The organism is Chryseobacterium sp. CFS15, assembly GCF_031118795.1.
Lineage (GTDB): Bacteria > Bacteroidota > Bacteroidia > Flavobacteriales > Weeksellaceae > Chryseobacterium > Chryseobacterium indoltheticum.
This window is the reverse complement of sequence record NZ_JAVHYL010000009.1, coordinates 164973-180337: the sequence shown is the minus strand read 5'-3', so window position 1 is coordinate 180337 and position 15365 is coordinate 164973. Positions and strand designations below refer to the sequence as shown.

Below are 15365 nucleotides of genomic sequence, written 5' to 3'. Positions count from 1 at the left end.
TTAATTTAATGGTAATGTGAAATAAAATGTAGAACCTTCATCCATAATACTCGAAACTCCGATATTTCCGTGATGTTGCTTGATAATTTCAGAACAGATATAAAGGCCAATTCCCATTCCCTGAAACTGAAGTGAAGATTCTTCTACACGATAAAATTTATGAAAAACAGCTTCCTGCTTAAAATCTGGAATTCCTATTCCAAAATCGGTGACACTCACCTTTACTTCCTGCTCTTCTTCATCTACAAAGGTGGTAACAATCACCTGATGATTTTCAGGAGAATACTTGATAGCATTGGTTAAGAAATTAATCAAAACCTGCTCAATACGGATAGAATCTAAAGGAATAAGAATATCAGGAATATAGCCGTGACGGTCAATCTTTATCTTTTTCTCATCATGAGTTTGAAGAATGGTTTCGATTGCATTCTGTATTAACTGATCAAGATTGGTTGGTTTTTTATTGATCTTAAGCTTTCCGTTCTCAATTTTTGAAACATCCAGCAAATCTGAAATAAGTGTATTCAGTTTTTCGATCTGATCCTGAACTTTTACCATGAATCCTGATTCTGCGCTTTCTTTCCCAAGTTTTAATTTTCGGTCTAGAAGCTGAACATAGGCCTTAATACTCGTTAAAGGAGTTTTCAGCTCATGACTTGCGATACTCAAAAACTCGTCTTTTTCTTTCTCTACTTTTTTCTGATCTTCAATATCTGTAAAGGTTCCGACCCAGTTTTTGATTACATTTTCTTCATGCACCGGAGTTACACGAAGCAGATGATATCTGAATTCGCCAGATTTTATATTTTTAATTCTGATTTCTAATTCAAGCGCTTTTCCTTTCTTTTTGCATTGAGAAAATTCTTCACTAATACTAAAATCATCAGGATGAGTTTCTGGAAAACTTGTATCGGAAAGAGAATATTCGTACCATTTTCCGTTAACAAAATCTATCGTTCCCTGTTCATTTATAGTAAATGCTATTTGTGGCAAAGATTCCAGCATCAAGTGAAAATGATCAATCTGCGATTTCATAGAAACCTGAGATTCGCGTCGGCCTTTCACTTCAAGCTCAAGACTTTGCTGCGTTTTTTTCATCGCAATATTCTGTTCCTGAAGATTGTAAAATGTTTTTACTTTCAATAGTAAAATTTCAGGATCTACAGGTTTGGTAACGTAATCTTTTCCTCCCGAAGCGTATCCTTTTGTGATGAATCTTTTCTCTGTATTGACAGCAGATAAGAATATGATAGGAATATCTTTGGTTCTGCTGTATCCGGCAAGTGTCTCGGCAACTTCAAACCCATCCATTTCCGGCATTTGTACATCTAAAATAATTAAGGCGTAATCATTTTTTAATGCTTTTCCCAGTGCTTCCGGACCAGAATCGGCTGTATCTACCTGAAAGTCTTTAGATTCTAATAATTTCTTTAATGAAAAAAGATTGTTTTGATTGTCATCAACGATTAAGATCATATCTAAAGTAAAATCAATTATTTGTTAATTTTTTTCTGATTCAAAAATACTTACAATTATCCGATAAACAGTTATTTCTAAACCATTTTTATCATAATCTATATTGTTGCTATCCTATTCAAAAAAATAATTATAAAGTATTCTGAATATCACATATTTATTAAAATTATTTTTTAAATATAATTGATGCAACGTAGATTATAAAGGATTTCCGGTATTTGATAAATATTGAATTTTCACTTCTTGGGTGGCAACAATGATGCCAAGACCACTTAGTAATTTACTTAAAAAATCTTTTAGTTCTTATCCTGATTTTGATTATATTGTGATTTAAAATTTTAGTGTTTTTTTATTTAGAAAAATTGACCAATTACAGGTATTTCAATTTAAATAAAATCAAAACACTTCTTTCAATAAAAAAACTTTAATGATACCATGAAAAACAAATTGCTGATATTTTTAGTTCTCGCCTCAATGAATATGTATGCGCAGCAACAGAAAAATATTGAACATTTTACCGTCCGCGTAAGAGAAGAAGTTGGCGATCTCAATAAAGACGGTCTGCAGGATAAAGTAATTCTAACAATGGATACCGTTGATGCGCAGCAGCCATTAAAATTACAGATTTTTCTGCTGCAATCAAACAGAAAGCTCAGATTAGAATTTTCTTCGAAAGAGGTTTTCAATCCTCAGTATCCTAATGGGAAATACGGCGGAGATCAAATTCCGAGCATATTTATTGAAGATGGCAATCTTATTCTTTACTCAGAAATAAATGATGTAAAGCAATATTATACATTCCGTTATCAGAATAAAAATTTTGAATTAATCAAGATTTCAAAAATCATTTGGGATGGCAAAGACACAACCACCGAAACACAATTTGATCTTGTAAAAGGAGAAAAAACTGAAAACAGCAAACTTTTGGGTTCAGAAAAAACCAAAAAGAAAAAGCCAACAAAAATCGCATTGAAAGCATTGCCTACTTTACAGAATTTTAGAAATCCTGAACATCAATTTGATTAAGTGATGTAAATAAATTTAAAAAAAGAATTTTCAATCATATATAATTATGGTTATATTTTGTTTAATCAAAAAAAAGAAGAAATCACATACCACATGACTTATGCGTGGCATATAAATTGATACCACCATTATACACCACAATCAACTATATTACTATGATTTGACTTGCCCACATTTACGTGGGCAATTTTGTTTTCCACATTTATTATAGTCTGTTCAAATTTCATCAAAACTATTTGCCGTGTCACAACGGAGGAATTTTTATTCAATTTTCAATACATTTTTCCACTCTTTAGTTTAGGGGCAAAAAAAATTAAAATGATATATCAATATTTTATAAATAGGCTCTAATTTATCCGAATGATCAAGTTTGAAATGTTTTAACTTCAATATATCGTTGTAAAAAACGATACCACTTATCATTTGATAAACCCTTAAAAATCAACAATAAAATAAAATCAACATCATTAATAGTTAAATTTTAAAACAATTAAGGCACAGAAAATGCATATATGTAGATACCAACCAAAAAATTTATTATTATGAGAAGTATATTATGGCTTGTTGCAGTAATCTGCATCGTAGTTTGGCTTTTAGGAATGCTTGGGGTAATTCCAGGAATGGATACCGGAAGTTTAATTCACGTTCTTTTAGTTATTGCAATCGTTGTTGTTTTAATTAATGTAATTTCAGGACGTAAGCCGCTCAATTAAGAGTAATTCAAAAGATAAAAAGTAGCTGTGAAAATATTTCGCAGCTACTTTTTTATTTAAAATAATAGGTTATCATTAACTTTTTTAAATTGTTGTTTTTGTACAATATCACCCGTTGGCTAGAAGATATATTTAATCAAAAAGAGAAAATCCGCTAAAAAATTAGCGGATTTGTTATTAGATATTAAGTAATAAATAGTAATGTAATTATGTCTGAATTATTAGGTAGCGTATGCTGAAGTATTCTGGAAGATATTTAAACCTACAATCTTTCCGTCTGTATTTTTATAAATTACTTCCACAGAAAAACTTGATATTTCATAAAGAACGTATTTGAAAGAGCTCATTACTTTTTCGTTTAATAGTCTTCCCTGCTCTATTACTATTTCAGACTGCGTCTGCGATGGTAAGTTTCTAAAATCGTAAAGTGAGATATTCATAATGTAGTTTTTTTATTAATTACTTCTTTCTTTCACTATACAATTTCTTTACCAATCTTTCTTTGATAAAAGGTAAATATTAATGATCTGATAATTGAATAAAAAACGACAGTCAATACAAGCAGTATTCATCAATAAATCAGCTTTTTGTTAAAAATAATTTACTTCAATTTATCTTAAAAAATCATTTAATTAATTTTCAGAATAAAACTGAAGATACTTCCATTTCCGATTTCACTTTCTACAGAAATACTTCCTCCCTGCGCCTCAATAAACTCTTTACTGATACTGAGACCCAACCCTGTACCCTCTGTTTTAGTACCGGGAACTCTAAAATATCTTGTAAAAATATGTTTCAGATATTGCTCTTCAATACCCAAGCCTCGATCTGTCACCGAAAATTTCACATGTTCGGAATTAAGCCTTTCCACTTTTATAATAACCTTAGATTGTTCGTAAGAATAGCGAATTGCGTTGGAAACAATATTATTGAGAACCCACAATGTTTTTTCCTGATCAGCATTCATGACATCTAAAGTAGAATCTACATCGGTATGAATAAATATTTGTCTCTTATCTGCCGCAGATTTATTGGTTTTTATAACTTCTTCGATCATGCCATTAATCTTAAACGGACGAATATTCAGTTGGCTTACTCCTGTTTCCAATTGAGCAATATTTAATAGCTCGCCGGTAATTTTTAATAATCGTAACGTGTCGTCGTCAATCCCTCTAATCAATTTTTGCTGCTCTTCATTAAGACTGCCAATTTTTTCATTCTCCAATAACTGAAGCCCCATTTGTATGGAAGAAATAGGAGTTTTAAATTCGTGAGAAACCGTTCCTATAAAGCGGGTTTTAGCTAAATCAAGCTCTTTAAAAGGCGTAATATTTCGGAGCATAATTACCTGGCCGATAAAGCTGCTTTCTTTTTCACCCGTTGGAATTACTTTGATGTCTAAAATTTCTTTTTCAAAATAATTTTCTTTTCCTTCTACAAAAATCTTCAATAATTCTGCTGGATTTTTCTCGGCATCCGGATTGATGATTTCCTTAATCAGATCACGCACCAAATCATTACTTACAGCAACATCCTGAATAAGTTTACCGACGAAATTTTCTTTTTTAAGTCCTGAAATTTTTAAAGCTTCGTCATTTACAAAAAGAACTTTTCTGTTTTCATCAATACCAATTACCGCATCATGCATATTGTCAATCAAAGTCTCAATGCGTTTTTTCCCTTTCAAAATTTTATCAATTCTGCTTTCGGAGTATTCCTGAAGCTTTTCGGCCATCGTATTAAAAGATCTCGCCAGTTCACCAAATTCGCTGTTACTTTCAAACTGTACACGCTGTCTGTAATTCTGATTGGCAATCTGATGAATACTCGAAGTCAATTCACGGATCGGATTTGAAATATTGGCCGGTAAATTAACCATCAGAATAAAAGCAATCAGAAAACACAAAGTTCCGGCAATAGAAATTACGGCAATTGCATTTTGTGCTGTTGTATTGGCAATTCCGCTTTTGATCTGGATGGCGTTCATATTCAGCTGCATAAGTTCGGCAATATCTTTTCGGATGGCTGAATGTAAACTGTAGTTTCCCTGATCATTTTGTAATTCTGAGAAATGCTCATGAATATTTTGTGTTGCTTCTTTTTCTCCGCTTTCTGTAATATTTTGACGCTGAAGATCAAGATTTTTCTGGAATTCCGAAAGTGCAAAAGGTTCTTTCCCGATTTCTTCGAGCGACAATAACATATTTCGGGAATACTGCAACGTGTTATAATTGGCAGCAAGAATATTCTGTGTATCTTTTTTAAGCTGATAAATAAACCATCCACCCAAAGTAGAAAGCACAATTATCATAAAAAACAGGAGACCTACACCTGCATTAAGCTTTGTTTTTATTTTCATTACGACAAAATTACTAAATCTACCTTCTGTTTTGACAGTCTTTTGAGTAAGGAATTGAAAGTATCTGTGGCCAAGATAATTCTCCAGATGTCAAGATGCGGTTTTCCTATACATACTGTGGTTATCTTGCGTTCTTCACATTGTTCCATAATGGTCATTGCAATATTTTTATTCTGAATTTTTACGATTTCTGCACCTAATTCTGTAGCCAATCTGAAATTATTAATTAAATGTCTCTGTTTATTCAGCGCAATTCTGTCCGCCGATTCTCTAGGAACCTGAACGTATAATAAAAACCACTGACTGTTGTAGTAACTTGCCAATCTTGCTGTTTTTCTGATCACATTTTTTGCCGTCGTTTCGTTTGAACTAATGCACGCAAGAAATCTTTCTTTTTTTAAGGTTTTTCCGGTGATGACTTCCGTTTCTACTTTTCTGGTAACCTGAGAAGCAACTTCTTTTAATGCCAATTCTCGCAGCTGAAGAATATTTTCATTTTTAAAAAAATTGTTCAGCGCAGAAGATATTTTAGTCGGATCATAAATTTTGCCTTCTTTTAATCTTGTGATCAATTCATCTGCAGTAAGATCGATATTCACCACTTCGTCGGCAGAAGCCAAAACGGTATCCGGAATTCTTTCGGCAACTTCAATTCCCGTTACGATTTTCACTTCATTGTTTAGACTTTCCAAATGCTGGATATTGACGGCACTAATGACATTAATTCCGGCATCTAAAATCTCAAAAACATCCTGCCATCTTTTTTTATTTTTGCTTCCTTCGATATTGGTGTGAGCAAGTTCATCGATAATCACAATTTCGGGGCGGAGCACAATAATTGCCGGAACATCAAGTTCATCCAGCTCTTTTCCTTTGTAAAATAATTTTCTTCTGGGAATTACGGGCAATCCTTCCAACAGATCGTGGGTTTCTTTACGATTGTGCGTTTCCACATATCCTATTTTTACATCAATCCCATTTTGAAGAAGCACATGAGCTTCCTGCAGCATTCTGTAGGTTTTTCCGACACCTGCACTCATTCCGATGTAAATTTTCAGTTTACCTCTTTTTGAGCTGTTGATCAAATGCAGAAATTCTTCTGCAGATTTTCGTGATTCGTTCATTATCGAAATAATTTGTTTAAAATGGTTGAAAGTTTATTAAACCATTAAGAGCATTGAGTTTTTAAGGACAATAATAATTTTGATTTTTTAAGATTCACCAAGGTGAATTAAGTGGCATGCTTGGATTAATTTATCTATTTTTAAAAATTCTTAATCAATTAATTTCCTTAATGGTTTAAATTTCATTCAGATATAAATTTTATAGGAAATTTTCTTTTCCCCGACCCTAAAGGGTGGAAAACTTCTTTTAAGATTAACCAAAATTACTTCCTTTAGGGCCGGAGAAATAATTTTGGTCAATATTCAATTAAAAAAAAGATCATCTTCTTATTACTAAAATGAAACAGCCAGCGCTGTCGTTGCTGTCAGACTATTTTTATTAAACTCATCTGTTCGATTCATAAAGATAGCGTCTTTACTGTTTAAATTCCTGATTTCTGTTCGCCAGACAAGATTGGGCAAAATCTGATAATCTGCATTGAAAGAATATCCGAAAGTTTTAAAACCATTTTCTGTTCCAGTTGAGATAATAACACCTTTTTTATCCTGGTAATATTCTCCTCTTGCCGTAAAACTCAGTTTATCAGTAACATTATATTTGGCAACTAAAACAGGGGTGTACCAAATATTATATTGTTCGCTCCCTTTTGATTTTTGTTCGGCTCCAATGTCGAAACCTGCAGTAATTCCCAACTTTTTATTGATTTGATAGACCGCATACAGATTGTGGAAATATCGCATCTGGCGAATACTGTCGGGTTTGTCATTTCCTATAAACGAACTGCTGTTAATGGTTAATTTTTCGTTTGGTTTAAATATTAACTGATGTCCAAATGCAGGCGTAGAATTTCCATCAACTCTCTGTATGCGTTGCCAACCGTTGAGGACCAAACCACTTACAAACCACTTTCCACTTTCTGAAGTATAAGAAATTTTCGCACCGGTTTCGAAATATGGAGAATTATCGGCAAAAAGACTTCTGGTAAGTGTCCAATTGTCCTTTCCGATAGCACTTTCAAATCCTAAATGGGAAGGAAAAATTCCGGCATCAATCCACAAATTATGTTTTTTGGAGATTTTCAAACCTGCATTGGCTTCATAAACATTTTTCATCACGCCTTGTTCGGCCGCATAATTGGCATTCATATAAGTTCCTGCTGCTAAAGCCAGATTTACTCTGACATTTTCTGTATTGTACGCCGTTTTTATATAAGCTAAATTGACATTAATTTCATTATTTCTATTGTGACTGTACACAAATCCCGGTCGGTTATTATTTTTAGGATTATTAAAATCTGCTGTATAATAAACTTCAGCGTATCCGCTTATTGTAAGTGGTTTATTGATTGAATCGTTTTGTGCAGATGCAGTAATTCCGCATACAGCCAACAAAACAAAAAGTATTTTTTTCATTTATTTTAAATTTAAAAAGTGTGGGAGAATTTCATTAAGAAAAATCATTGTTGTCCGATGAAAAACATAAACAAATTGATGAATAATATATTCATAGATAAATTAACAGCACGCTCCTCCGGAGCTTCGTTTTTTAGGAAATTCATTTTGTCTATTTACAGTAAATCCCGATGGGATAAAATACAGCTCCAATAGGAGCGAACTGTTAATAGCAAATATTAGTTTATAGAATTAGAGCTCCAGTGGAGCGACCTGCTAATTGCATTTAATTTTTATCAGACAAATTTTAAAAAAAATTCACGTTGATAATACGATTTTTTTTAAAATTATTTTCTACTCAATTGGTCGAGCGCTACATTCAATTTTAGAACATTTATTTTTTCAGGACCAAACAAGCCAATCAAAGGTGTTTCTGTATTTTGATCGATCAGGTTATTGATTTCTCTTTCATACAGATTTCTGTTTTTAGCAATTCTTTTTGTCTGAATTTTTGCAGCCTGTACTGAGATATTAGGATCTAGTCCACTTCCACTTGCCGTCACCAGATCTGCAGGAATTTCTAACTTTGTTATTCCCGGATTTTTCATCATAAAAGTGTCGATACGAGCTTCAACTTGTTTTAAATATTCTTCATTTGACGGACCTTTGTTACTTCCTCCCGAGCCTGTAGCATTGTAATCTACCGCAGAAGGTCTAGACCAAAAATATCTATCGCTGGTAAACGACTGCCCAACATTTGCATAAAAGGTTTTGTTATTGTGTTTGATTAAATCTCCCTTTCCTTGATTGGTCGAAAATTGAGCAATTCCTAAAATTGATATTGGATAAACAATTGCAAGAAGGATGATGCATAAAGCTGTCAGTTTTATTGCGGGCAAAATATGTGTTTTCATTTGTAATGATTTTATTAAGGCAAATGGCAAGAAGAATTATAATTGTTAAAAAAGGAATAAATGTGAGTTGATGATAAAGTTTCTTCTTGCCAAGCCATTAGATATTTAGAAAAATAATGAAACGATAATGTCTATAATTTTAATTCCGACAAATGGAATCAGTACTCCACCCAATCCGAAGATGAATAAATTACGTCTCAGCAAAGCAGATGCACCGATAGGTTTATAAGCAACCCCTTTCAATGCCAACGGAATTAATATCGGAATGATGATCGCGTTGAAAATGACCGCCGATAAAATTGCACTTTCGGGACTGTGAAGATTCATAATATTTAAACCTTGCAACGCAGGAACTGCGGTGATAAACAATGCCGGAATAATGGCAAAATATTTGGCAACATCATTGGCGATACTGAATGTCGTCAGCGTTCCTCTTGTCATCAGCAGCTGTTTACCGATTTCCACAACTTCAATTAATTTCGTAGGATCATTGTCAAGGTCGACCATATTTCCGGCTTCTTTAGCAGCCTGAGTTCCACTGTTCATTGCAACACCTACATCTGCCTGAGCTAAAGCCGGAGCATCATTAGTCCCGTCACCCATCATGGCAACCAGACGACCATCCTGCTGTTCTTTTTTGATGTAATTCATTTTATCTTCCGGTTTTGCTTCGGCAATAAAATCATCAACTCCAGCTTTTTCGGCAATAAATTTTGCAGTAAGCGGATTATCTCCTGTAACCATTACGGTTTTAATACCCATTTTTCTTAGACGATCAAAACGCTCACTAATCCCGGGTTTAATAATATCCTGAAGCTCAATAACTCCTAAAACTTTTTCATTTTCTGAAACTACCAAAGGAGTTCCTCCGTTTTGAGAAATTTCTTTTACTTTTAAATCTATTTCTTGTGGGAAAATATTTCCAGCAGCTTCAGATATTTTTCTGATGGCGTCGGTTGCTCCTTTTCGGATGCGGTTTCCGTCGTAATCAATTCCTGAACTTCTGGTTTCTGCGGTAAATTTGATAAACTGAGGATTACTAATTTCATAGCTTAAAGGATTGATTCCGGCAAGCTCAATGATTGATTTTCCTTCAGGAGTTTCATCTGCCATTGAACTTAAAACCGCTGCTTTTATCAATTGCTTTTCATCAATTTGATGAGCCGGATAAAAACTTGTTGCCTTACGGTTTCCGATGGTAATTGTCCCTGTTTTATCTAAAAGTAAAACATCGATATCACCAGCCGTTTCCACTGCTCTACCGCTTTTTGTGATGACATTGGCTCGTAATGCTCTATCCATTCCGGCAATACCAATTGCAGATAATAATCCGCCAATCGTTGTTGGAATTAAACAAACAAAAAGCGATATAAATGAAGCAATCGTAATGGTTACATTAGAATAATCTGCAAATGGTTTTAAGGTCACACAAACGATGATGAAAACCAATGTAAAACCTGCCAATAAAATCGTTAAGGCAATTTCGTTCGGTGTTTTCTGTCTGGAAGCACCTTCTACCAAAGCAATCATTTTATCTAAAAAGCTTTCGCCGGGTTGTGTCGTAACCTGTACAACAATTTTATCCGACAAAACTTTTGTACCTCCAGTAACCGAACTTTTATCGCCGCCCGCTTCACGGATGACAGGAGCAGATTCTCCGGTAATTGCACTTTCATCTATTGTGGCAAGACCTTCAATGATTTCTCCATCAGAAGGAATAATGTCTCCGGCTTCACAAACAAAAACATCTCCTTTTTGTAATTTTGATGAAGAAATTGTTTCACCATTTTGAAGTTTTGCAGGCGTTTCTTCTCTGGTTTTACGCAAGCTGTCTGCCTGCGCCTTTCCTCTTGCTTCGGCGATTGCTTCAGCAAAGTTCCCGAATAAAACGGTGAGTAAAAGAATGATGAAAACCGTGAAATTGTATGCAAAACTTCCCTGAGATTTCTCTCCAGTCAGCGTCCAGATGCTCACGAAAAACATCACTAATGTACCGAGCCATACAAGAAACATGACCGGGTTTTTAAACATCAGTTTAGGATTCAGTTTCACAAAAGACTGTTTCAATGCTTCCTGAACCAATTCTTTTTGAAACAAAGATTTATTTTGAGTCATTTTAATTTCTTTTATTTAAATTTTCATTGAAAAATATTCTGCGATCGGACCCAATGCCAATGCCGGGAAGAAAGCCAATGCTGCAATAATTGCAATCACCGCAAAAGTCATCAGTCCAAACGTGGAAGTATCTGTTTTCAGCGTTCCTTCACCTTCCGGAATGTATTTTTTCTTGGCCAGTAACCCTGCAATTGCTAACGGACCTATTATTGGTAAGAATCGACCGAGCAACAAAACAATTCCTGTAGAAATATTCCAGAAAAGATTATTATCACCCAAACCTTCGAAACCGCTTCCGTTGTTGGCCGCTGACGAAGTATATTCATACAAAACTTCACTGAAACCGTGGAATCCGGGATTATTGAGTGTAGAAGTTCCTACTTCCGGGAAATAAGTAGCTATTGCAGCTCCAACCAAAATAAGAAACGGATGGAAAAGTGCTACGATCATTGCAATTTTCATTTCGCGGGCTTCGATCTTTTTACCCATAAATTCGGGCGTACGGCCAACCATTAATCCGCTGATGAAAACGGCAAGGATGATGTAGATAAAAATATTGAGAATTCCCACACCGTCACCGCCATAGAAAGCGTTCACCATCATGGCAAGCATTTGAGTCATTCCTGAAAGCGGCATTGCGCTGTCATGCATAGAATTGACAGATCCGGTAGAAATTACAGTCGTTACAATACTCCAAAAACCTGATGCGGCAGATCCGAAACGTATTTCTTTGCCTTCCATTGCGCCCAATGACTGATCAATTCCCAGCTGGCTGATGGCAGGATTACCATTCATTTCCATGATAACAGTTGGTACTGCGAGCAATAGAAAACCAATAGTCATGACTCCAAAAATCATATATCCGAATTTCTTTCTTCGTATAAAATATCCGAATGCAAAAACCATCGCCATTGGAATGATCAATTGAGCAAACATTTCAACCATATTGATAAAGTATGTTGGGTTTTCTAACGGATGCGCAGAATTTACTCCGAAGAAACCTCCACCATTGGTTCCCACATGTTTTATAGGTACAAATGCGGCAACCGGTCCTGTAGAAATTTCTACATTTTTTCCTTCAAGGGTTATCATTTTATCTTTTCCGGTGAAAGTCATTGGCATCCCCTGAAAAACCAATACTGTAGCCATTAAAAATGAAAGTGGCAATAGAATTCTGGTTGTAGATTTAAGGAAATAGTCGTAAAAATTCCCTAATTTTTCTGTAGATTTTTCTCTGAAAGCTTTAAAAATAACAATTGCAGCAGCTATTCCCGTTGCAGCGGAAACGAACTGAAGAAACATCAGCCACATTTGCCCCAAATAACTCAGCCCTGTTTCACCTGAATAATGCTGTAAATTACAGTTGACAAGGAAAGAAATTGTTGTATTAAAAGCTAAATCCGGTGACATGTCGGGATTTCCGTCGGGATTGAGCGGAAGCCAGCTCATATTCATCAAAATCAGCATACTGATAAAAAACCACAGGAAATTGATGGTTAAAAGTGCTGTCAAATGCTGCTTCCAGTTCATTTCATTATCAGAATCGATTCCTGATATTTTGTAGAAGAGTTTTTCTAAGGGTTTGAAAACAGGATCCAAAAATGTTTTTTCTCCTGTGAAGACTTTTGAAATATACTTTCCAAAAGGTATCGCCAACAGCAATGTTATGACAAACATCGCTACAACGCCTAAAATTTCAGTGTTCATAGTTTGTTTAATGAATTAATGCAAATTCTTTTACGGTAATTATCAGGTACAAAAAAGCGATGATGAAGCTGATCCAAAAAATCAGGATTCCCCACTCTTTTACTTGATGCATTATCTTACGGTTCATTTGCTTATTAAATATTTTAAAATTTTTCCGGCTTTACGAGCACATAGCAGATATAAACGAATATGGCTATTGAAATAAGAAATAGTATGGTCATCTTTTTTAATTTAAATTTTATCGAAATATTCAACGGCACGGTAAAACAAAACGAAAAGCACAATTGCCGTGATTAATAGAATAATTGTTATCATTTTTTATTTTTTTTAATTAACCTGCAACATTGCAGCGGCTACGAACACACCAAAGATTACAGCAATATTGATGGTGATTACTTCAAGATTATGCTTTTCACGGGTAGACTTGAGAAGTTTCCAGTCTCCTATTTTTCTGATTTTTGATTTCATATGTAGATTTTTATTGTTTTTTAAAGGTCTATGCAATCGCTGAATCTTCAATACAATTTTGTATTTCCAAATCATGGCGATTTTCATTTCTTTTAATTTTTTAAATTCCGGATTTATAAACCTGGCGTAAGTAATTGTTCTGAAGACTTGGTGACATTTTAGAAAAAATCAAATCTTTGTAGGAAGGTTCACAACAAAACGTAAGACTGTCTAAAGAGTAAATGAAGATGTTTTCTATAGCATTTTTTAATGCCTGATCTCCTTTGCTGTAAAGCAAATTCATCTTGGTAATCGACATCATCAGAATTTTCTGATCGTGATTTTTAATTAGCTTTTTGATCTGTTTGGTGAAAACACTGATCACCATAAACGGTGTTTTTGTTTTGTAAGATTCTTTAAATTCTTCCTGAGACTCAGGAATCACTTTTACGATTTCTCTTACAGCATCTGTATGATTCATTTTAATTTGTTTTGAATCATTAATGCCAAGATTTGTTCCCTTCAAAAAAACAAACAAATAATATACTGAAAAACAGTTATTTAAATGAAATTTAAAACATTTCAAAACACAAAAAACCCTATCAAAATGATAGGGTCTTTATCAGAATGGAAATTATTTTCTAAGAAATTTTGTACTCTTCCACCTTTCTATATAAAGTGGCAATGCCAATTTCGAGTAATCGGGCAGCTTCGGCTTTATTGCCTTTGGTATGATTAAGAACTTTCTGAATCTGCATTTTCTCGGCACTCGCCATAGAGAAAGCCGACATTATTTTCGTTTGCGAAGAATCTTTTTCGCTATTGTAAACCGAAATATCTAGAGGAAGGCTTTCTATTCCCAATTCAGAGGAATCTGTAAGAATAACACTTCGTTCAATTACATTTCTAAGTTCACGGATGTTGCCTTTCCAGGGATGATTTTTTAAAGCTTTTAAATAATCCGGCGACACTGAAATAATATTTTTACCTGTTTTAAGGGAAAAACTTTTCAGAAAAAAATTAACCAGTAATTCAATATCCGCAACTCTCTCCCGCAATGACGGAAGTTTTATTTGAAAAATATTGATTCTATAATAAAGATCTTCACGGAAGTTTCCTTTTTCAATTTCTGTTTCCAAATCTCTGTTGGTTGCTGCAATGATTCTGACATCGGTTTTAATAGGTTTACTATCTCCTACTTTAAGAAATTCTCCAGATTCTAAAACACGCAACAGCTTTGCCTGCAAATCTAAAGGCATCTCACCAATTTCATCCAAGAAAACAGTTCCCAAATTGGCTTCTTCAAAAATTCCCTTGCTGTCTTTCAATGCTCCGGTAAAAGCACCTGCTTTGTGGCCAAACAATTCGTTTTCAAGCAGATCTTTTCCGAAAGCCGAACAATTGATGGCAATAAAATTATTTTTATTTCTGTTACTTGCATGATGAATAGCTTGTGCAAAAACTTCTTTTCCTGTACCTGTCTCACCAGTTAAAAGAACGGTAGCATCGGTATTTGCGACCTTTCTTGCAGAATCTACAACTGTGGTAATAACTGTTGATTTCCCTATAATGCTATCGAAAGACTGTTTCCTGTTGAGCTGTTTTTCAAGATGCAGAACACGTTTATTTAACGCAACTTTTTCAGATGCCTTATAAATTAAAGGAAGAATCCGGGTGTTGTCGTCTCCTTTGGTAATATAATCGAAAGCACCATTTTTTATCGCAAGAACGCCATCGGGAATATTCCCAAATGCTGTTAAGAGAATAATTTCTACGGTAGGAAATTTATCTTTTATAATCTTTGAAAACTCTACTCCGTTTCCGTCGGGAAGTTTCACGTCGCAGATGACAATGTCGATCTCTGTGGTTTCGAGTTTTTTTAATCCGCTCTTCAGATTGCTTGCTTCGAAGACTTCAAAGCCTTCGAGACTGATAATGCGTGACAGAAGCGATCTTATTTTGGCTTCATCATCGATAATTAAAATAGTATTCAATCGTGTAAATTATAAAATTCAAAATTATAACTAAAATTGAGTTATTGATCAAATAATTTTTGTCTTTATAAAAAATTCAGATAAAATGAGGCTGAATA

The 15365-nt window shown here is 34.3% G+C and carries 14 protein-coding genes; 2 read left to right on the top strand and 12 right to left on the bottom strand.

Annotated features, from left to right (window positions below; all coding sequences use genetic code 11):
- Entirely contained in the window at positions 1 to 1476 is a 1476-nt protein-coding gene (locus tag OH814_RS15125) for a response regulator (protein WP_115619194.1), read from the bottom strand.
- Positions 1477 to 1911: 435 nt separating this feature from the next.
- Here OH814_RS15125 and OH814_RS15120 point away from each other — a divergent pair, with 435 nt between their 5' ends.
- Both OH814_RS15120 and OH814_RS15115 read left to right on the top strand, forming a co-directional pair.
- Positions 1912 to 2502 carry a hypothetical protein gene (locus tag OH814_RS15120; protein WP_308828734.1) on the top strand — a complete coding sequence of 197 codons (591 nt, stop codon included), beginning with the start codon at positions 1912 to 1914 and terminating at the stop codon, positions 2500 to 2502.
- A gap of 542 nt (positions 2503 to 3044) precedes the next feature.
- Positions 3045 to 3215 (top strand): lmo0937 family membrane protein, encoded by a 171-nt coding sequence (locus tag OH814_RS15115; protein ID WP_115619196.1) that lies wholly within the window; start codon positions 3045 to 3047, stop codon positions 3213 to 3215.
- A gap of 221 nt (positions 3216 to 3436) precedes the next feature.
- Here OH814_RS15115 and OH814_RS15110 read toward each other — a convergent pair whose 3' ends face one another.
- From OH814_RS15110 to OH814_RS15065, 11 genes are all read right to left on the bottom strand, one after another.
- Complete coding sequence (locus OH814_RS15110; RefSeq protein WP_115619197.1) at positions 3437 to 3655, bottom strand: hypothetical protein; 219 nt, start codon at positions 3653 to 3655, stop codon at positions 3437 to 3439.
- Between the two features lie 188 nt (positions 3656 to 3843).
- Positions 3844 to 5574, bottom strand: coding sequence for an ATP-binding protein (locus OH814_RS15105; RefSeq protein WP_308828733.1), 1731 nt, complete (start codon positions 5572 to 5574; stop codon positions 3844 to 3846).
- Entirely contained in the window at positions 5574 to 6698 is a 1125-nt protein-coding gene (locus tag OH814_RS15100) for a sensor protein KdpD (protein WP_308828732.1), read from the bottom strand. The genes OH814_RS15105 and OH814_RS15100 overlap by 1 nt, the downstream gene beginning before the upstream one ends.
- A gap of 333 nt (positions 6699 to 7031) precedes the next feature.
- Complete coding sequence (locus OH814_RS15095) at positions 7032 to 8111, bottom strand: porin (protein ID WP_308828731.1); 1080 nt, start codon at positions 8109 to 8111, stop codon at positions 7032 to 7034.
- A 326-nt stretch (positions 8112 to 8437) separates the two neighbouring features.
- Positions 8438 to 9004 (bottom strand): K(+)-transporting ATPase subunit C, encoded by a 567-nt coding sequence (locus tag OH814_RS15090; protein ID WP_308828730.1) that lies wholly within the window; start codon positions 9002 to 9004, stop codon positions 8438 to 8440.
- A gap of 105 nt (positions 9005 to 9109) precedes the next feature.
- Positions 9110 to 11119 (bottom strand): potassium-transporting ATPase subunit KdpB, encoded by a 2010-nt coding sequence (kdpB, locus tag OH814_RS15085; protein WP_308828729.1) that lies wholly within the window; start codon positions 11117 to 11119, stop codon positions 9110 to 9112.
- Between the two features lie 15 nt (positions 11120 to 11134).
- Positions 11135 to 12826 (bottom strand): potassium-transporting ATPase subunit KdpA, encoded by a 1692-nt coding sequence (gene kdpA / locus OH814_RS15080; protein ID WP_308828728.1) that lies wholly within the window; start codon positions 12824 to 12826, stop codon positions 11135 to 11137.
- 143 nt (positions 12827 to 12969) lie between these two features.
- The gene (locus tag OH814_RS20680) at positions 12970 to 13047 is read right to left on the bottom strand and encodes a potassium-transporting ATPase subunit F (protein WP_374990583.1); all 78 of its coding nucleotides are present in this window, start codon (positions 13045 to 13047) and stop codon (positions 12970 to 12972) included.
- Positions 13048 to 13153: 106 nt separating this feature from the next.
- On the bottom strand, positions 13154 to 13294 hold the full coding sequence (locus tag OH814_RS15075; RefSeq protein WP_308828727.1) for a hypothetical protein: 141 nt from the start codon (positions 13292 to 13294) through the stop codon (positions 13154 to 13156).
- A gap of 100 nt (positions 13295 to 13394) precedes the next feature.
- On the bottom strand, positions 13395 to 13754 hold the full coding sequence (locus tag OH814_RS15070; RefSeq protein ID WP_308828726.1) for a hypothetical protein: 360 nt from the start codon (positions 13752 to 13754) through the stop codon (positions 13395 to 13397).
- 160 nt (positions 13755 to 13914) lie between these two features.
- Complete coding sequence (locus OH814_RS15065; protein ID WP_308828725.1) at positions 13915 to 15267, bottom strand: sigma-54 dependent transcriptional regulator; 1353 nt, start codon at positions 15265 to 15267, stop codon at positions 13915 to 13917.
- Positions 15268 to 15365: the final 98 nt, after the last annotated feature.